Genomic DNA, 19,034 nt, shown 5'->3' with positions numbered 1-19,034 from the left:
CACTGATAAGGTTTATTCTCAATTACATATTTTCGTTTCATATTTTTCTTACCTTTGCCAATAGTAGATTTTTTCCAAATGAATCCCAATCTAAACCCTGAACCAGAAAATCTTTCTCCTGCCGAACGTGAAATTGAAAAAATGTTGCGTCCTTCTGATTTTGTTGATTTCGTAGGACAACAACAGGTTGTTGAAAATTTAAAAGTTTTTGTTCAGGCAGCAAAACAACGTGGCGAAGCTCTTGATCACGTGTTATTACATGGTCCCCCGGGATTGGGAAAAACCACGCTTGCACATATCATTGCCAACGAAATGGGTGTAGGAATAAAAATCTCATCAGGACCAGTACTTGATAAACCGGGCGATCTGGCAGGATTACTTACCAGCCTCGAAGCAAACGATGTATTGTTCATTGACGAGATTCACAGGCTCAGCCCGGTTGTTGAAGAATATTTATATTCCGCAATGGAAGATTACCGCATCGACATCATGATTGAAACCGGTCCCAATGCACGAAGCATACAAATTTCATTAAACCCGTTTACACTCATAGGAGCAACTACGCGTTCAGGATTACTTACATCTCCGCTGCGTGCACGATTCGGAATCAATTCGCGTCTTTCATATTACGATGCTGCACTTATAATGAAAATCGTTAATCGTTCTTCATCTATTTTAAAAATTGAAATAAACCCCGATGCTGCTCATGAAATAGCACGCCGTAGTCGTGGAACCCCGCGTATTGCAAACGCCCTGCTTCGCCGTGTCAGAGATTTCGCACAAATAAAAGGCAACGGAATTATCGATCTTGATATTTCGCATTATGCCTTAAAAGCATTGAATGTTGACGAAAACGGACTGGATGAAATGGACAATAAAATTCTTTCAACCATTATTGATAAATTTAAAGGAGGTCCTGTAGGAATTTCAACAATATCAACAGCAGTAGGCGAAGATTCCGGAACCATTGAAGAAGTATATGAACCATTCCTGGTGCAGGAAGGTTATATACAACGTACACCACGCGGACGTGAAGCTACTGAAAAAGCATACAAACATCTTGGAAAAATAAATACTTCGAAACAAGGAAATTTATTTTAAACAAAAAATTATAGGATTACACCAATGATAAGGATTTGCAAGAATTTATCATCCGCTTTAACCCGTATCAATCCGTAAAATCCACGTCGGTATTTTAATTCTATGAAAATATCTTCAAAATATATTAAAGAAAAAGCTTTAGAAATCGGCTTCAGTGCATGTGGTATTGCTAAAGCAGATTTTTTGAAAGAAGAGCATGAACATTTGATCAATTGGCTGAACGAAAAAAAGCAGGGAACCATTTCCTATCTTGAAAAAAATACAGAACAAAAAACCGACCCACGAAAAATTTTACCCGAAGTAAAATCAGTAATAGGAGTTATTGCAAACTATTATCCTGAAGAAAAACAAAATCCTGATTCATTTTATAAAATCACCAAATATGCCTTTCCACGCGATTATCATGTGGTGCTGAAAGAAAAAATTAGTAAGCTGATTGATGAAATAAAAATTATTGAACCGGATGCATTGTTTCAATTTTTTGTCGACAGCAATCATCTTCTTGAGAAAACATGGGCTATTGAATGCGGACTGGGATGGAGAGGAAAAAATTCATTGCTTGTAAATAAAAATTTCGGTTCGTTTGTTTTAATAGGTATAATACTTACCAGCATTGAGCTTGAGACTGATGTTAAACAAAAAGATTTTTGCGGAACCTGTACAAAATGCATTGATACTTGTCCGGTTACAGCCATCGAAAAACCTTTTGAATTGAGCGCTTCAAAGTGTATTGCAAATTTTACAATCGAACAACGAAAAGATGCTTCAACTAAAAATACATTCGGATGGATTTACGGTTGTGATATTTGCCAGGATGTTTGCCCATGGAATAAAAATATTCCTTTCGCTCAGCTCAATGAATTCAAGCCAAACCCAGAACTTTTGAAAATGACAAAATCTGATTGGGAGAATCTTAATGAAGAAAATTTTAATTTTCTTTTTAATGATTCAGCAATAAAAAGAATAGGCTTTGAAAAAATAAAACGAAATATAAAAGGCAATTCCTCAAAGTAACTCTTTTTTCTCTGTAAACTCTGTGTTTTATTTTAACACAGAATTCACAAAGTTCTTTAGAATTATTTTCCAAATCTTTTTTCCACTTCTTTCCAGTTCACCAGGTTCCAGAAAGCTGTAATATAATCGGGGCGCTTATTCTGATAATCCAAATAATATGCATGTTCCCAAACATCGCAGGTTAAAAGTGGAACAAGTCCTTTGGTCATAGGGTTTCCTGCATTGCTTTCCTGAACAATGTCAAGCGAGCCATCTTGTTTCTTCACCAGCCATGCCCAACCTGAACCAAACAATGTTGCAGCAGCAGCAGAAAATTTTTCTTTGAACTGAGCAAATGAACCATACGATTTGTTGATTGCATCTGCTAATGCTCCGCCAGCTTCACCGCCGGTATTGGGTGCAAAACTTTCCCAATAAAAAGTATGATTCCATATTTGAGCAGCATTATTGAAAATTCCGCCGTTAGCTTTTTTAATAATGTCTTCGAGCGAAGCATTTTCAAATTCAGTTCCCTTTACCAGGTTGTTCAAATTATTCACATAAGCCTGATGATGTTTCCCATAATGGAACTCAATAGTTCTTGCTGAAACATAAGGTTCGAGCGCTGTTGGCGCGTAAGGTAGTTTAGGTAATTCGAATGCCATAATATTATATTTTTAAGTTTGATTAATCCAAAAATACAAATAACTAAATTATTTAAAAACATTTAACAGAAAATTATGATTATTTTTCCCGAAAAAAATTTTCATCTTTGCATAAGATTTATAAAGATTGAAAAAACAACATTTATATTTTTTTTCCTTAATTATCGCATGGCTTTTCGCAGCATCATGTGCAAATATTGTTACGCCTTCCGGAGGGCCAAGAGATGTTACACCCCCAATGGTTGTTAATAGTGATCCAAAGATGAACACTAAAAATTTTGAAGGAAAAACTGTAAAAATATCATTCAACGAATTTGTTCAGCTTAACGATATTGCTAAAAATGTTATTATTTCTCCATTTACAGAAGAAACGCCCGATATTAAAATAAGAGGGAAATCTGTTGTTGTGGAATTTAATGACTCCCTGAAAAGTAATACTACATATTCCGTTGGATTTGGTAATGCTATTGCTGATATAACCGAAAAAAATATTTTATCGAATTATCGTTTTGTTTTTTCTACAGGACAGAACATTGATACACTTGTGATAAAAGGTGTAGTTAAAAATGCATTCACTCAAATTCCCGAAAGTGATGTTTTTGTAATGCTTTATACTCAATACGAAGATTCTGTTCCCTTAAAAAAAACACCTTATTATTTAGCAAAAACAGAAGCTGACGGTTCATTTTATTTCAGCAGTGTACATGATAATTCCTTTAAGATTTTCGCTTTGAAAGATGTGAACAGTGATTATCTTTTCGATCAGCCTAATGAAAAAATAGCATTCCTTGATACACTGATAAAACCCGAAGTGATTGATACAACAAAAGACTCAATATCTCAATATAAAAATACTGTTTTCAACCTGAACCTGTTTGAAGAAGCGCCATCCGTTCAACGTTTATTAAAAGCATCGGCAATAATGTATGGTAAGATAAACCTTATTTTCCGCAAACCACTTGAAAATTATTCATTGAATGAAATTATAAAAAAAGGTTCAGGTTATAAAGTTGAATCCAATAAAACTAAAGATACACTTACTCTTTGGATGAATAACCCAGAAGACGATTCGCTCATTATTGAAGTAATCGACAATAAAACAATTCTTGATACAGCCGAAATCGGTCTTATGAAAAAAAAGACTAAAACAAGTGGACGCGGTGGAGGTATTTTACCTTTGCATTTAAAACCTAATGTTTCCGGGAATTCTTCTTTTGATTATTATAAACCCATTACTATTGAGTTTTCAAATCCTATAGTAAAACATGATTTTAATAAAATCATCTTCACAGAAAATAATAAAGATACCATTACACCTGTCATATTTTTTGATTCTTCTAATATAAGTACATCCGACATAATACTTCGAAAAATAAAAATTGATTATAAATGGAAAGAAGGAACAAATTATTCACTTTTTATTCCACCGGCTACATTCCGCGATATGTTCGATCTTCCAAATGATACTTTAAAAATCAATTTTAAAACAACCGAAAACAGGGATTACGGAAACATCATTTTACAAATTCATCCAAAAAATATTAATGATCATTTGCTTATCCAGGTTGTGAATGAAAAAGATGTTGCTATGGATGAAAAGTCTATTGTTGGTGAAGGTACTATTAAGTTTAATTTTTTGAAACCCGGAAATTATAAGATTAAGGTTATTGTCGATACCAATAATAACGGTAAGTGGGATACAGGAAATTATCTTGAAAAAATTCAACCCGAAAAAGTTTATTATAACCCAAACTCCATCCAGGTTAAAGCAAATTGGGACATGGAACTGGAATGGAATGTGGAAAATTAATCTTCCTTTTACCTTTATTTATCAAACAAAAATCCTTATTTCATTGAATGTTAACAGAGGATTTGTCTATTTTTTCTAAAAAATAAAAAAAAGCATTTTTAGAAGGAGAAAACACATTATATTTGTGAAAAAATTAACAACTAATCACTTATGAACATTTCACATATTGAACATATTGGGATTGCAGTAAAAAATTTACAGGAAGCTATCAACTATTATGAAAATATCCTGGGATTGAAGTGCTACGCTATTGAAGAAGTAAAAGACCAAAAAGTAAAAACTGCTTTCTTTATGGTTGGTCAAACAAAAATTGAATTACTTGAATCAACCGACCCCGAAGGAGCTATAGGAAAATTCATTGAAAAAAAAGGAGAAGGGATTCATCACCTTGCATTTGCCGTTAATGGTATTGAGTCTTCGTTAAAAGAAATGGAAACAAAAAATATCCAGCTTATCGATAAAGCTCCACGCAAAGGTGCCGAAGGACTTGAAATCGCTTTCCTTCATCCAAAATCAACAATCGGAGTGTTAACCGAATTCTGCGAAAAGAAATAATTTAAGCATATCGTTTTATAAAAATATTCATTACAACAACAAACAATAATAACAACCATGGGTCACCAGGATAAAATTCAGGAACTGCTGGATAAACGCGAACAAGCCAAGTTGGGCGGAGGTCAGAAACGAATAGATTCGCAACATAAAAAAGGAAAAATGACCGCCCGCGAACGAATTGAATTATTGCTCGACGACGGAAGTTTTGAAGAATTCGATATGTTCGTTACTCATAACTGCCGTGATTTCGGGCTTGAAAAAGAAACGTATCTTTCCGACGGAGTGGTTACCGGATATGGAACAATTGACGGAAGAATCGTTTATGTTTTTTCCCAGGATTTCACAGTTTTTGGCGGTTCGCTTTCGGAAGCATACGCGCAAAAAATCTGCAAACTTTACGATAAAGCATTAAAGATGGGAGCTCCCGTTATTGGTATTAACGATAGCGGCGGAGCGCGTATACAGGAAGGTGTTCGTAGTCTTGGTGGCTATGCTGAAATTTTCCAGCGTAACATTATGGCATCAGGAGTAATTCCACAGATATCTGCTATTTTCGGACCCTGCGCAGGTGGCGCTGTGTATTCGCCAGCTCTTACCGATTTTATTTTAATGACAAAGCTTAACAGCTACATGTTTGTTACCGGACCAAAAGTTGTTAAGACGGTTACCGGTGAAGTTGTTACTGAAGAAGAGCTCGGAGGTGCAATGGTTCATGGTTCTAAATCAGGAGTAAATCATTTTGTAGCAGAAGATGAAAAAGAAGGAATACTGCTCATTCGCAAACTCCTGTCCTATCTTCCGCAAAATAATTTAGAAGATCCTCCTTTAGCAATATGCTCCGATCCAATTGACAGACTGGAAGATTCGCTGAATGCCATTATTCCCGACAACCCGAATAAACCATATGATGTAAAAGATATTATTCATTCCATTGTTGATGATGGCGAATTCATGGAAGTGCAGCGTTACTATGCGCCAAACATTGTTATAGGTTATGCAAAATTTAACGGGATGCCTGTAGGGATTGTAGCAAACCAACCGAATTATCTTGCCGGAGTACTTGATATCAATGCTTCGCGTAAAGCAGCACGTTTTGTACGATTCTGCGATGCCTTTAATATTCCATTAGTAACATTGGTTGATGTTCCCGGATTTTTACCCGGCACCGCACAGGAATATGGCGGCATTATTTTACATGGTGCAAAATTATTATTTGCCTATGGTGAAGCTACTGTTCCTAAAGTTACAATAACTCTTCGTAAATCATACGGCGGCGCACATGATGTAATGAGTTCGAAACAACTTCGTGGTGATATTAATTATGCATGGCCAACAGCTGAAATAGCAGTAATGGGACCTAAAGGTGCAATAGAGGTTTTGTTCCAGAAAGATTTAAAAGCAATTACTGACGAAAAAGAAAAGAGCGATTTTATTCAGAAAAAAGAAGATGAATATAAAGAGAAATTTGCTAATCCTTACAATGCTGCAAAATACGGTTATATTGATGATGTAATTGAACCAAGGAATACACGTTTCAGAATCATCAGGGCGCTGCAATCGCTGGCAACAAAGAAAGACACTAATCCACCAAAGAAACATTCTAATTTACCATTATAATTTTAATAATGACAACATTTATTATTTTACAACAAACTGCAACGTCAGCATCTCATCAGGCAGCAAATGATTTTTTAAAGCTCGACCCGATAGGTATTGGAATGACGGTTATAGCAATGTCGGTAGTTTTTTCATCTTTAATTCTTATTTATCTTACTTTTAAAAATCTGGCAAAAATTTATTCTATCGATTTTAAAAAACGCAGCCTGATAAAAAAAGGGAAAGTAGAAGAAGCTGAAAAAATAAAAGAAGACACTACAGGAGAATTGGGAGCAGCTATAGGTTTAGCGTTACATTTTTATCAAAGCGACCTTCACGACCATGAAAACACCCTTCTTACAATTAAAAAAGTTGCACGAACTTATTCTCCATGGAGTTCAAAAATATACGGATTACGAAACGCTCTTAAAAATTAACACATCATATGAAAAAATTCAAGTTTAAAATTCAGGGAAACCAATACGATGTAGAGATTCAAAACATTGAAGATAACATTGCAAAAATTGAAGTAAATGGAATTTTATATGAAGTGGAGGTTGATAAAAATCTTCAACCTACAAAAACACCAAAATTAATAAGAACAGATTCTGTTCCCTCTACTGATTCAAATAAATCTACAGCAAAAACAAGTAACCCCTCGGATCCCAAAGGCGGAGGAACCATTAAAGCTCCTCTTCCCGGTGTAATTCTAAGCATTCATGTTAATGTTGGAGACTCTATAAAAATAGGACAAAAACTCATTATTCTTGAAGCTATGAAAATGGAGAATAATATAAATTCCGATAAAGAAGGAACAGTAAAAGCAATTAAAATTTCAAAAGGTGATTCCGTTATGGAGGGAGATACATTAATAATTATTGATTAACAGGAGATAAATATTATGAATAATTTTTGGAATTTTTTAACTGAACATCTTAACCAGTTTTTTACATATACTGCTTTTGCTAATTTTACTGTTGGTCATATAATAATGATTCTTGTCGGGTTATCTTTTATAGCTCTTGCAATAATAAAAGAATATGAACCTCTGCTGTTAATTCCTATTGGTTTCGGGATTTTAATTGGAAACATTCCTTTTTACCCCGGGTTAAAGATTGGAATTTATGAAACCGGCAGTGTAATGAATTACTTGTATTTTGGCGTAATCCAAGGAGTGTATCCTCCATTGATATTTTTAGGTATTGGAGCAATGACTGATTTTTCTGCTCTTATTTCAAATCCTAAATTAATATTAATCGGCGCTGCTGCCCAGCTTGGTATTTTTGGTGCGTACATGGCAGCTCTGGGATTAGGTTTTGATGCAGCTCAGGCAGGAGCTATTGGTATTATTGGTGGCGCCGATGGACCTACTGCAATTTTTCTTTCATCAAAACTTGCACCTGATTTAATGGGAGCTATTGCAATTTCAGCATATTCATATATGGCGCTTGTTCCGGTTATTCAACCTCCTATTATGCGGCTTTTAACAACAAATAAAGAGCGTTTAATTAAAATGAAACCACCAAGAGTTGTATCAAAAAAAGAAAAAGTTTTATTCCCTATTTTTGGGTTACTTCTTACCTGCTTTATTGTTCCCAGCGGATTACCGCTTTTAGGAATGTTATTCTTTGGAAATATTTTGAAAGAAAGTGGTGTAACAAAACGCTTAGCCGACACAGCTAAAGGACCTTTAATTGACATAGTAACTATTCTTATCGGCTTAACTGTAGGCGCATCTACACAGGCAACAACTTTTCTTACTACAAAATCGGTAGGAATTTTTGCACTTGGTGCAGCATCATTTATTGTTGCAACATTTGGCGGTGTTATGTTTTGTAAAATCATAAATTTATTTCTTAAAGAAGGAAATAAAATTAATCCGCTTATTGGAAATGCAGGTGTTTCTGCAGTTCCAGATAGCGCAAGGGTTTCGCAGGTTGTAGGTTTAGAATATGATAAGTCCAATCATCTACTTATGCATGCAATGGGACCTAACGTTGCCGGAGTTATTGGCAGCGCTGTTGCAGCAGGAATTCTGCTAAGTTTTCTTTACTAAAATCATTAATTAATTTTATTATTCGCAAAGGAGCGGCAGCATTATGCTTCCGCTTTTTTATTTATTCCTGTCGTACGTTCTTCTTTCTCCAAGAATTGTATAATCTTTTTGTTGTATCGCTTTTAGTGGCTTTCCCCTGTTTATATACATCGATTTATTTTTATAATTATGTATGCCTAAGGCAACATGAAAAATTATTCCCGATAAAAGAAATATGGCAGCAATAATTTTTATCCATTTCCTTTTGAATAAAAATTGCCAGCAATAAAATGAATATATCATTGCCAATGGCAACAACAAATAAAAAGTATGTGATGATGGTCCTTTTACAGAAAAGAAAAAACTGAAATACGTAAACAAAAATGAAATCAATATTAAATATTTTATGGCGCTCCAACTTTCATTTTCATTTTTGCTAAACCATGCAATGATCATCCAGCCCACCTGTGCAATTCCTATGATACCAACTATTACAATAAAAGGGATTGCCCAATAATATTGTGAAGCAAAATTTAATCGTTCAACCGTATTTGAACCCATAAAACGTGTCAGCTCAAAACTTGCAAATGATAATATGCGAACAAGCACCGTTAACACTTCTTTTATGTTTGATACATTAAATACAATGTTTGAAGCAGCATCGCCACTTCCCGCGCTAATTCCATATTTGAATAAAGTAGGGAAAAGAGTAATTCCGCTGATTACACAACCAATGATAAAACACGATAATGAAGTGAAAAAACTTTTTAAATCTTTCTTCAATGAAAAATAAAAAGCAATACAAATGAATGGGATCAAAAGTATACACGAAAGATGAAGCTGGAAAATCCAGATCACACAAAAACCTAAAAAGAAAAATGCAGTATTTGGTTTTATAAAATTCTTATTTGTCGCCGGAATGATTTCAAGTAATGAAATAAAAAATAAAATTGCAGCCGGAAGCACATAAGAAGGATTGATAATATGTGTTGAAAAACTCAATACCCATGGAGCTGTAAATATCCATATCCATAAAAACCATTCAGGAATATTTGGAGTATGATACCTTATTATATAATAACCTAACAAAAAAAGAGAAAAGAAACTTAAAAGGTTTAATAATATATAAGGCGCTTCGGGAATTTTAAAAATATAAAAAGGGAATGCTACCAGTAATCCCTGCAATGCGCCCGGTATCTGCGAAAACGTATAAACCACATCAGGACCGAAATATGGCCAATGACCGGTTGAGTAAAATTTTAAACCAATAAGATAAATTTGAATTTCATCTTCAAACCAGAACTCGGAAAAAATTCCAAATAAAAAACGTAATGGAAAAAAAATCAGAAAAAGTATGATAAGCTTTTTCCACCATTTTGTTTTTAAGAACAAGTGATAAATATTTTTCATCATTTCGTTAATACTTCCTGAACATTATAATTTTTCTATTTTGGAATAGTCCAAAATAAACCAGGATTATTTGTTTTGTAATTAATGTACGTTACTCCCGATTTCTGATAATATTTTTCTTCCTTTTGTGGTGTTTGATTAAAAGCATCAACCGGCAACAGTTCCACATAAGTAATTTTTTTATCTTTTTCTTTTGTTTCCATGTTGTATTCACTTACAAGAGGACATTCCATCCTGTATAAATTCTTAGCCATATAAACATCCAAATAATCTTCTTTTACAACAGAAAATTTATTATTCCAATTTGCATCCGGGTTTAAAATTAATGGCTTTTTGTTAATTAACCTTTCTCTTACTTCTTCAATACTCAATAATTTTCCTTTTTCATTCATTATATATGCATCATTTGTAGGGTCAATCCAAAGCCATTTTTTTAACTCTTTTGAAAAAACCATGTTTATTACATGGCAATCATCAAAAACAGAATCTTTAGGATAACATGTTACGATTCTTGATGGAAACCCTAATGACAAATAACATTCATTTAAAACCGTTGCAAGCCCCCTGCAGTTCAATCCAAGTTTATCCTGTGCGCATATAGAAATCATATTAATTGCATTTTTAACAGAAGGGTTTTCATGGTTCCCGTCATGAGGAATTAAATTGTGAGTCCAATGTAATAAATTTAAAATTTTTAAAACGTCATTCCCGCTTCCTGCAATTGAATCCAGGTTATATTTTTTTCTTAATTCAACCAGGTTAGGATTATCCATAGATTGATAAGTAAATTCAGGAATTTCTCTTCGGTCTGAATAATCATACTTATCAGCCTTTTTTAAAATATCTAAATAAGCAGGTGTTGATTTATCTTTCCCGAATTTTATTTGTGTTAATGCTGTATCTTTATTATTTAGAAGAATAATAAAATCATAAACTTTTTTATGTTTAATAAAAAAAGTTATTGAATCTATATCGGTGTAAAAAGTTACTTTCTTATTTGAAGTAGTATAAATATCCGGTTTTATTTCAGGCGAAATATTCCATGCGTTTTTATTTAATTTATCGCCATCCCTGATATCAACCGATTTTGAATTCGCTTTTATTACCGGTAATATTTTTTGTGAAAACAAAGAATAGTTGTATAAAATAAAAACAGCTATCAAAAATAATTTATATCTCATATCAGAAATTTATATATAAATCAAAAGTAATAAATATATTTTTATTTGTTCAGGCTCACTTGTATCCTTTATTACCAGGTCGCCACAGCGACTGAAAAATGACCAGAACGCGTTATGCTGATTCATCTCGACTTGTCGTGGATAAAATATTTATCTTAAAAAAGTCTTTGTAAGCCTGTTCTGTATCAGTATAATTAGATAACTTTGCAACAAACAATTTTAAAATGCTATCAAAAGAATCGATATTCTTTTTTTCATTCCTGGTTTTTATTATTTCTATTCTTATACTCGATTTGGGAGTGTTTAACAGGAAAAGCCACGTGATACGATTTCGTGAAGCAATGATGTGGTCGGTATTATGGATTTCTCTGGCTATCGGTTTTTTCTTTTTTATAAAAACATACGGCGAACTGATACACGGAATTGGAAACAATAACGATTTAAAACATGTTGTTGAAAAATACGAACAACCCGTTCAGGTTGACATGAAAAATTCTTTTGAAAAAAATCTATCAATCTATAATGAAAATTTATCACTAGAATATATTACCGGTTATTTAATTGAATATGCATTATCGATAGATAATGTTTTTGTTATCCTTTTAATTTTTCTTTCTTTTGGAGTTCAGCAGAAATATTATCATCGGGTATTATTCTGGGGTATTCTTGGAGCGATTATCATGCGTTTTCTTTTTATTTTTATAAGCAGCGCCATCATACAAAAATTTGAATGGGTATTATACATCTTTGGCGCATTCCTGATATTTACAGGAATTAAAATGTTTCTGACAAGAAAAGATAATGATAAAATTGATACAGAAAATCATCCTGTAGTAAAATTCGCAGCAAAAAATTTTCCGGTATATTCCCGTGTTGTACGACAACATTTTTTTATAAGAAAAAATAAACGATGGCTTGTTACTCCATTGTTTGTTGTTTTGCTGGTGATTGAATTTTCGGATGTGGTGTTTGCTGTTGATTCGGTGCCTGCAATTTTCTCGGTTACCAAAGACCCGTTTATTGTTTTCTTTTCAAATATTTTTGCAATACTCGGGTTACGTTCCTTATTTTTCCTTGTTATGAATATGTTCAATTATTTCTACTACCTGAAAGATGGTTTGTCGGTGCTGCTAACATTTATCGGATTGAAAATGGTCATAGCTCAATATCCTTTACATATTCATATTCCTACAAATGTTTCGCTATATATCATACTTGGAATTTTATCGATGAGCATTCTCGCTTCAGTACTTTTTCCGCCAAAGAATAAAAATGAATTTAAGAATACACTTTGATATTAAAATTATTTTTTCAACGATAAAAAATATGTATCAAGTAATTTTTGTGCAGCAGAATAAGAACTGATCTTTTGTTCAAGCAATTCTTTTTCGACTGACTGAATTAAAATGTTCACGTCAGTATTTTGATAAAATTTTTCTTTAAGCGCATCGTTAATCATTTCGATCATCCTGTATTTTGCTTGTTCCTGACGCTTATTATAAAAATAATTATTCTTTTTTGTTAAAGCAATATATGAAAGTATAATTTCCCAAACTTTATCTATTCCTGCATTTGTTCTTGCCGAACAGGTTTCCACCAAAGGGATCCATCCTGAAGGTGTAGGAGGAAAAAGATGCAACGCATTTTGAAATTCAGTTCTTGCAGTATTTGATTTTAAAATATTTTGTCCATCGGATTTATTTATCACAATTGCATCTGCCATTTCCATTATACCGCGTTTTATTCCCTGCAGCTCATCTCCTGCACCTGCAATCATAAGCAACAGAAAAAAATCCACCATACCATTCACCGCTGTTTCTGATTGTCCTACACCAACTGTTTCAACAAAGATTGTATCGAAACCTGCTGCTTCGCAAAGTATAATAGATTCGCGTGTTTTACGTGCAACACCGCCAAGTGTTCCTGCAGAAGGAGACGGACGAATAAATGCATTCGGGTCAACAGATAAATCTTCCATTCGGGTTTTATCACCTAAAATACTTCCTTTTGAAATTTGACTGCTTGGATCAATTGCTAAAACAGCAATCTTATTTCCCTTTGCTGTTAAGTATTTCCCGAGGGCTTCAATAAATGTACTTTTTCCTACACCAGGAATTCCTGTTATACCAATTCGAATTGAATTACCAGAATATGGAATACATTTCTCAATAATTTTTTGTGCTAAATTATGATGCTTCGGAAGTGAGCTTTCCACAAGGGTTATAGCGCGTCCAAGAATAGTTCTGTTTCCTTCAAGAATTCCATTTACATATTCTGAAACAGAAAGTGAATTTCTTTTTTTCTGAACAAATTTTTTTGCAGACTCATCATTCAATGATGAAGGTTGCGGAATCCCTTTATTCACCTTCATTGCGGAATGTTTGTTTTCTTCTATCATAATGAATGATTATGTTTATTCACTTTTTATTGTTAACAAAATTATTAATAAAATTATAAAAAATGTTATTATATAAAAAATTATAATGTATCTTTGCTATGTAAAATCCAAAAAAAACAAACAAATGGCTACAACAAAAAAAACAGTTAAAAAAACAACTCCAAAGAAAAAAGTTGTAAAAAAAGCAGCTCCAAAGAAAAAAGTTGTTAAGAAAGTAGTTAAGAAAGTAGTAAAGAAAGCAGCTCCAAAGAAAAAAGTTGCTAAGAAAAAGTAATTAAATTGCATCATAAAAAAAGCCCTCTCAAAATTTTGAGAGGGCTTTTTTTATGATGCAATTTCAAAAAATATCTTTTCAAGAGTCAATGTTGGTGTTTCAATAATTCTTCCAATTTCTTTTCCGTCTTTATAAAAAATAAATGTAGGCACTAGTTGTATATTCAAACTATCCGTTTCTCCTTTATCCGTTTTTTTTGTGCGATCAACACAATACAATGTAACATTGTTTTCGCCAAATCCTGTTTCATCAAGAATTTTATAAAAACGCGGAACCTGCTCCTGGCTGTCTCCACACCATGAACCCATCACAATAGTTATAGTGATGTTTTTTTCTTTGATAGCAGTTTTGATTTTATTTATAACTGCTGTATCCGTTTTATACGAATTGTATTCTGCTTCATAATAGGCTTTAAATAAATCCGATTTTAAACCATCTCTATTGCATAATCCAATTAAAACTTCCATTTGTGATTTCTCATCAATTTTTGTTCTGTTTATTTCTTGTGAAAAAACATTCATTGAAATAAAAATAAAAAAAACGATTAAATGATTTGTTGGTGTTTTCATAGCTCTTTGTTTTATGAATAATTATTATAAAATAATAAAGTATGCTGTAAAGATAATAAGCTTTTAATTCAAAAACAAAGAGCTAATACTGAAAGAAAAATTTATATCATACCTACAAAGAACAGGTTGTTGCAACAATTGTATATTTTTTTAATTAGATTATAAAAAAGCAGGCTCGGCGCTTTACGCCGAGCCTGCATATAAAAATCATTTCTTAAAAATTAATCTTCTTTAATAACACTATCAATTAATATCTGAAGAATTTTCACAGCAGCATCAGGAATGCTTGTTCCCGGACCAAATATACCAACAACTCCGGCTTTATATAAAAAGTCGTAATCCTGTGCTGGTATTACACCACCGGCAATGACCATGATATCATCGCGACCAAGTTTCTTCAATTCATCAATAACCTGAGGAATCAAAGTTTTGTGACCTGCAGCCAAACTTGAAACTCCAATAATATGAACATCGTTTTCTACTGCTTGTTTTGCGGCTTCTTTTGCGGTCTGGAATAATGGTCCCATATCCACATCAAAGCCAAGATCGGCAAAACTTGTTGCAATGACTTTTGCTCCGCGGTCGTGACCATCCTGTCCCATTTTTGCAATCATAATACGAGGACGACGTCCTTCCAGCTTTGCAAATTTATCAGCTAGTTGTTGTGCTTGTTTAAATTTATCATCGTTTGCTATTTCCATAGAATATACTCCCGATATTGAACGAATAGTTGCTTTGTATCTTCCGAATATTTTTTCACATGCAAAAGAAATTTCTCCGAGTGATGCTCTTTTGCGAGTTGCATCAATTGCCAGTGATAGCAGATTTCCTTTTCCTGTTTCGCATGCTTTGGTAATTTCTTCAAGTGCTGATTTTACTTCCGCTTCATTTCTTTCAGCACGAAGTTTTTTCAAACGTGCAATCTGTGATTCACGAACTGCTGAATTATCAATTTCAAGAATGTCGAGTGGGTCTTCTTTATCCAGTTTGAATTTATTCACTCCAACAATAATATCTTTTCCCGAATCGATGCGTGCCTGCTTTCTTGCAGCAGCTTCTTCAATTCGCATTTTTGGCAAACCGGTTTCAATAGCTTTTGCCATGCCACCAAGTTCTTCTACTTCCTGGATCAATGCCCATGCTTTATTTGCAATTTCATGAGTGAGCGATTCAACATAATATGAACCTGCCCATGGGTCAACAACTTTACAAATTCCAGTTTCTTCCTGTAAATAAATTTGTGTGTTACGTGCAATACGTGCTGAGAAATCGGTAGGCAATGCAATTGCTTCATCAAGCGCATTGGTATGTAATGATTGTGTGTGACCAAGTGCTGCACCCATAGCTTCAACACAAGTACGTGCAACATTATTGAATGGATCCTGTTCAGTTAAACTCCATCCTGAAGTCTGGCAGTGTGTGCGCAATGCAAGCGATTTAGGATTTTTAGGATTGAATTGTTTTACAATTTTTGCCCACAACATTCTTGCTGCACGCATCTTTGCAATTTCCATGAAATGATTCATCCCTACAGCCCAGAAGAATGATAAGCGTGGCGCAAAACTATCGATGTCCATTCCTGCATTCACACCAGTACGCAGATATTCAAGTCCGTCAGCTAACGTATAAGCCAGTTCGATGTCGCAGGTTGCTCCTGCTTCCTGCATGTGATATCCGCTAATACTGATAGAATTGAACTTAGGCATATTTTTAGAAGTGAATTCAAAAATATCAGCAATGATTTTCATTGATGGAAGCGGTGGATAAATATAAGTGTTGCGCACCATGAACTCTTTCAGAATATCATTTTGAATTGTGCCGCTTAATTTTTCCATACTCACCCCTTGTTCTTCTGCAGCAACAATATAAAATGCAAGTACCGGTAATACGGCACCATTCATCGTCATTGAAACGGACATTTTATCGAGTGGAATCTGGTCGAAAAGAATTTTCATATCAAGAATGGAATCGATGGCAACACCGGCTTTTCCAACATCGCCAACCACGCGCTCATGATCAGAATCGTAACCACGATGCGTTGCAAGGTCGAATGCAACCGATAATCCCATTTGTCCGGCAGCCAGATTACGACGATAAAAAGCATTCGATTCTTCAGCAGTTGAAAAACCTGCATACTGCCTGATAGTCCATGGTTGCATCACATACATTGTTGAATATGGTCCGCGTAAATATGGAGGAATACCAGCAGCATAATTCAAATGCTCCATGCCAAGCAAATCGTTTTCACCAAAAGCAGGTTTAACAGGAATTTGTTCAGCAGTCATCCAGCTTTTCTCTATCTTATTTTTCTTTTCCCATTCACTAAAAGAAGTTTTTTCTTTCGATGATTTTCTGAAATCTATTTTTGAAAAATCAGGTCTCATATATTTTATAAAATCTTAAATCAATAATTAAATTATTCCAAACAAACTTTTATATTTTTCCAATGTTGCCAAAACATTTGAACGAACATGAATAAAATCAGTAACTCCGGCTTGCTGCAACTGTTCTACGATTGCAGTCGGATTTCCTGCAACTACTAAATATGCGTCTGATTTTTCCATCTTCAATTTATTGCATGCTTCAGGAACCAATGTTGCATACTCATCATCAGAACTACAGAAAACGATAATTTCAGCTTTTGATTTTAATGCTGCAGCAACACCTTCATTCACCTCTTTGAAACCCGGGTTGTCGATAATTTTATATCCAGCACATCCGAAAAAGTTTGTGGCGAATGTTGCTCTTGCCTTACGCATTGCAAGATTTCCAATGGTGAATAAAAAGACCGAAGGAATTTTATGTCCTTCCTTTTCATAAGATTCTGTTGATAATCTTAATGCTTCAAATGCCTGCGAGCCCCGATACTGTTTTAATCCACCAAGTGCAGAAAGGTCTGTATTGGGAGCAATTTTATCCAACATTGTTTCTTTAAGATTCGGATATTGGTTTGTACCAAGTATTACCTGCTTTCGCATGGCAATGTCCATATCTCTTTTCTGACAGGTGTTTTCAATCTCTTCTCTAATATAACCCGACTTAACTGCATTAATAAATCCGCCCTGTTCTTCAATCTTTAAAAACATTTTCCATGATGCTTCTGCAATGGAATCGGTCAATGATTCGATATAATATGAACCACCGGCAGGGTCAACAATTTTATCAAGGTATGCTTCCTCTTTCAGCACCAATTGTACATTGCGTGCAACGCGTTCTGAAAAATTATCTGCTTTTTTATAAGTAATGTCAAACGGATATACAGTCATTGAATCACAACCGCCAATTGCTGCCGACATTGCTTCAGTAGTGTTTCGAAGCATGTTAACATAAGGATCGTAAACCGACTTATTCCATGTGGATGTTACTGCATGAATTTTCATCATGCATGCATTTTTATCGGAAGGATTATATTGTTCAACAATTTTTGCCCACAGCATGCGAACTGCACGGAACTTTGCAATTTCAAGAAAATAATTTGAACCGGTTGCAAAAGTGAAACGCAGATGTGAAGCAACATCAGAAATCTTACATTCTCTTTCAGTAAATTTCACCAGGTATTCATTTGCTGATGCTAAACTGAAAGCCAGTTCCTGCGATACGCTTGCACCTGCATTGTGAAAATATTGCCCGTTAATATTTATACAATCAAATTGAGGAATGTTCTTCACAACATTTCCTAAGAGCGAAGCTGCTTCAATAAAATTATTGTCTTCGCTGGTATAAAATTTTCCGTAGAGAAGGAAATAACTTAATGAATCGAAATTAAAGCTGCCCTTCACTTTTTTCAAATCAACTTTTTGTCTTTTTAACTCTTCGGTAAATAAATTAAAAGTTACCGGGAAAGAATTTGATGAATAAAAATGAATAGCTGTTTTTTCCAAATCAATTCCGGCAAGCAATGCCTTCATGTCGTTACTGTCTTCAACATCTTTTGCATTGAAACCAATAGCATCAACACCTTTCCGAATAATTTCTTTTGCTAACTTATTTGCTTTTTCAGGATTGAGTTCTTCTACATCCTGACGCACTTCCCAGTGGTTATCGGTTTTTTTTGTTCCTCTGACAAAAGGAAATTCACCCGGGAAAGATTTCAAATGCTCAATATTTGCAATATCTTCCGAACGGTAATAGGGTTTAATTTTTATTCCTTCGGTTGTTTTGCTGATTAATTTTTTTTCATAATCAGCGCCTTTCAGATCGGCAATAATTTTTTCTTCCCATTCTTTTGTAGTAACAGGAGGGAATTCGGAAAATAATTTTTTTTTCATTTCATTCATAATTCTAAATATTTCGTGAATTCCTTATGTACTGAATTCAGGCTGCAAAATTAAAATAAAATTTTTACACCTTATATAATAAACTACTTTAAAAAATGCAGATTTCTGATTTACCTTTTGGAGTTTCCTCAAAAATTTCAAACAGGGAACAAAGAAAGCTGAAAATCGTC

Annotated in this window: 17 protein-coding genes; 10 read left to right on the top strand and 7 right to left on the bottom strand. The window is 34.0% G+C overall.

The features are described 5' to 3' along the window. Positions 1–78 precede the first annotated feature (78 nt). Together ruvB and queG are read left to right on the top strand one after the other, a co-directional pair. Positions 79–1,101: a Holliday junction branch migration DNA helicase RuvB gene (ruvB, locus tag PKK00_12670; protein HNW99255.1), complete on the top strand. Its 1,023-nt coding sequence runs from the start codon at positions 79–81 to the stop codon at positions 1,099–1,101. Positions 1,102–1,203: 102 nt separating this feature from the next. Next, positions 1,204–2,115: a tRNA epoxyqueuosine(34) reductase QueG gene (gene queG / locus PKK00_12665; protein ID HNW99254.1), complete on the top strand. Its 912-nt coding sequence runs from the start codon at positions 1,204–1,206 to the stop codon at positions 2,113–2,115. 62 nt (positions 2,116–2,177) lie between these two features. On the opposite strand, the gene PKK00_12660 is transcribed toward queG, so the two are convergent. After that, positions 2,178–2,759: a superoxide dismutase gene (locus PKK00_12660; protein HNW99253.1), complete on the bottom strand. Its 582-nt coding sequence runs from the start codon at positions 2,757–2,759 to the stop codon at positions 2,178–2,180. Positions 2,760–2,886: 127 nt separating this feature from the next. Between PKK00_12660 and PKK00_12655 the strand changes: the two genes are divergently transcribed. From PKK00_12655 to PKK00_12630, 6 genes are all read left to right on the top strand, one after another. Further along, positions 2,887–4,569, top strand: a complete 1,683-nt coding sequence (locus PKK00_12655) for an Ig-like domain-containing protein (protein HNW99252.1) — start codon at positions 2,887–2,889, stop codon at positions 4,567–4,569. A gap of 150 nt (positions 4,570–4,719) precedes the next feature. Next, positions 4,720–5,124, top strand: coding sequence for a methylmalonyl-CoA epimerase (gene mce, locus PKK00_12650; protein ID HNW99251.1), 405 nt, complete (start codon positions 4,720–4,722; stop codon positions 5,122–5,124). A gap of 57 nt (positions 5,125–5,181) precedes the next feature. Further along, entirely contained in the window at positions 5,182–6,741 is a 1,560-nt protein-coding gene (locus PKK00_12645; GenBank protein ID HNW99250.1) for an acyl-CoA carboxylase subunit beta, read from the top strand. Between the two features lie 8 nt (positions 6,742–6,749). Beyond that, complete coding sequence (locus PKK00_12640; protein HNW99249.1) at positions 6,750–7,157, top strand: OadG family protein; 408 nt, start codon at positions 6,750–6,752, stop codon at positions 7,155–7,157. An 8-nt stretch (positions 7,158–7,165) separates the two neighbouring features. Continuing rightward, positions 7,166–7,606 (top strand): biotin/lipoyl-binding protein, encoded by a 441-nt coding sequence (locus tag PKK00_12635; GenBank protein ID HNW99248.1) that lies wholly within the window; start codon positions 7,166–7,168, stop codon positions 7,604–7,606. A gap of 15 nt (positions 7,607–7,621) precedes the next feature. Next, on the top strand, positions 7,622–8,776 hold the full coding sequence (locus PKK00_12630; protein HNW99247.1) for a sodium ion-translocating decarboxylase subunit beta: 1,155 nt from the start codon (positions 7,622–7,624) through the stop codon (positions 8,774–8,776). A gap of 57 nt (positions 8,777–8,833) precedes the next feature. Here the strand turns inward: PKK00_12630 and PKK00_12625 are convergent, their stop codons facing one another. Both PKK00_12625 and PKK00_12620 read right to left on the bottom strand, forming a co-directional pair. Beyond that, positions 8,834–10,168: a hypothetical protein gene (locus tag PKK00_12625; protein HNW99246.1), complete on the bottom strand. Its 1,335-nt coding sequence runs from the start codon at positions 10,166–10,168 to the stop codon at positions 8,834–8,836. A gap of 32 nt (positions 10,169–10,200) precedes the next feature. Further along, the gene (locus PKK00_12620) at positions 10,201–11,346 is read right to left on the bottom strand and encodes a transglutaminase domain-containing protein (protein HNW99245.1); all 1,146 of its coding nucleotides are present in this window, start codon (positions 11,344–11,346) and stop codon (positions 10,201–10,203) included. Positions 11,347–11,570: 224 nt separating this feature from the next. Between PKK00_12620 and PKK00_12615 the strand changes: the two genes are divergently transcribed. After that, the gene (locus tag PKK00_12615; GenBank protein HNW99244.1) at positions 11,571–12,641 is read left to right on the top strand and encodes a TerC family protein; all 1,071 of its coding nucleotides are present in this window, start codon (positions 11,571–11,573) and stop codon (positions 12,639–12,641) included. Between the two features lie 8 nt (positions 12,642–12,649). Here PKK00_12615 and meaB read toward each other — a convergent pair whose 3' ends face one another. Beyond that, the gene (gene meaB / locus PKK00_12610; GenBank protein HNW99243.1) at positions 12,650–13,747 is read right to left on the bottom strand and encodes a methylmalonyl Co-A mutase-associated GTPase MeaB; all 1,098 of its coding nucleotides are present in this window, start codon (positions 13,745–13,747) and stop codon (positions 12,650–12,652) included. 121 nt (positions 13,748–13,868) lie between these two features. On the opposite strand from meaB, the gene PKK00_12605 reads away from it, so the two are divergent. Further along, positions 13,869–14,018, top strand: a complete 150-nt coding sequence (locus PKK00_12605; protein HNW99242.1) for a hypothetical protein — start codon at positions 13,869–13,871, stop codon at positions 14,016–14,018. 50 nt (positions 14,019–14,068) lie between these two features. Here the strand turns inward: PKK00_12605 and PKK00_12600 are convergent, their stop codons facing one another. The 3 genes from PKK00_12600 to PKK00_12590 all read right to left on the bottom strand — a co-directional run bounded on the left by PKK00_12600 (position 14,069) and on the right by PKK00_12590 (position 18,855). Next, positions 14,069–14,587, bottom strand: a complete 519-nt coding sequence (locus PKK00_12600; GenBank protein HNW99241.1) for a thioredoxin family protein — start codon at positions 14,585–14,587, stop codon at positions 14,069–14,071. A 221-nt stretch (positions 14,588–14,808) separates the two neighbouring features. Continuing rightward, positions 14,809–16,971 (bottom strand): methylmalonyl-CoA mutase, encoded by a 2,163-nt coding sequence (gene scpA, locus PKK00_12595; GenBank protein ID HNW99240.1) that lies wholly within the window; start codon positions 16,969–16,971, stop codon positions 14,809–14,811. A gap of 27 nt (positions 16,972–16,998) precedes the next feature. Next, entirely contained in the window at positions 16,999–18,855 is a 1,857-nt protein-coding gene (locus PKK00_12590; protein ID HNW99239.1) for a methylmalonyl-CoA mutase family protein, read from the bottom strand. Positions 18,856–19,034: the final 179 nt, after the last annotated feature.

This window comes from Bacteroidales bacterium (assembly GCA_035353855.1).
Taxonomy (GTDB): Bacteria; Bacteroidota; Bacteroidia; order Bacteroidales; family CG2-30-32-10; genus DAOQAK01.
This window is presented reverse-complemented; position numbering and strand designations above follow the sequence as displayed.

Bases quoted from the DNA above. Each gene is read 5' to 3' on its own strand.
- ruvB (HNW99255.1), top strand. From the start codon at position 79: ATGAATCCCAATCTAAACCCTGAACCAGAAAATCTTTCTCCTGCCGAA.
- queG (HNW99254.1), top strand. From the start codon at position 1,204: ATGAAAATATCTTCAAAATATATTAAAGAAAAAGCTTTAGAAATCGGC.
- PKK00_12660 (HNW99253.1), bottom strand. From the start codon at position 2,759: ATGGCATTCGAATTACCTAAACTACCTTACGCGCCAACAGCGCTCGAA.
- mce (HNW99251.1), top strand. From the start codon at position 4,720: ATGAACATTTCACATATTGAACATATTGGGATTGCAGTAAAAAATTTA.
- PKK00_12645 (HNW99250.1), top strand. From the start codon at position 5,182: ATGGGTCACCAGGATAAAATTCAGGAACTGCTGGATAAACGCGAACAA.
- PKK00_12640 (HNW99249.1), top strand. From the start codon at position 6,750: ATGACAACATTTATTATTTTACAACAAACTGCAACGTCAGCATCTCAT.
- PKK00_12635 (HNW99248.1), top strand. From the start codon at position 7,166: ATGAAAAAATTCAAGTTTAAAATTCAGGGAAACCAATACGATGTAGAG.
- PKK00_12630 (HNW99247.1), top strand. From the start codon at position 7,622: ATGAATAATTTTTGGAATTTTTTAACTGAACATCTTAACCAGTTTTTT.
- PKK00_12625 (HNW99246.1), bottom strand. From the start codon at position 10,168: ATGATGAAAAATATTTATCACTTGTTCTTAAAAACAAAATGGTGGAAA.
- PKK00_12620 (HNW99245.1), bottom strand. From the start codon at position 11,346: ATGAGATATAAATTATTTTTGATAGCTGTTTTTATTTTATACAACTAT.
- PKK00_12615 (HNW99244.1), top strand. From the start codon at position 11,571: ATGCTATCAAAAGAATCGATATTCTTTTTTTCATTCCTGGTTTTTATT.
- PKK00_12605 (HNW99242.1), top strand. From the start codon at position 13,869: ATGGCTACAACAAAAAAAACAGTTAAAAAAACAACTCCAAAGAAAAAA.
- PKK00_12600 (HNW99241.1), bottom strand. From the start codon at position 14,587: ATGAAAACACCAACAAATCATTTAATCGTTTTTTTTATTTTTATTTCA.
- scpA (HNW99240.1), bottom strand. From the start codon at position 16,971: ATGAGACCTGATTTTTCAAAAATAGATTTCAGAAAATCATCGAAAGAA.
- PKK00_12590 (HNW99239.1), bottom strand. From the start codon at position 18,855: ATGAAAAAAAAATTATTTTCCGAATTCCCTCCTGTTACTACAAAAGAA.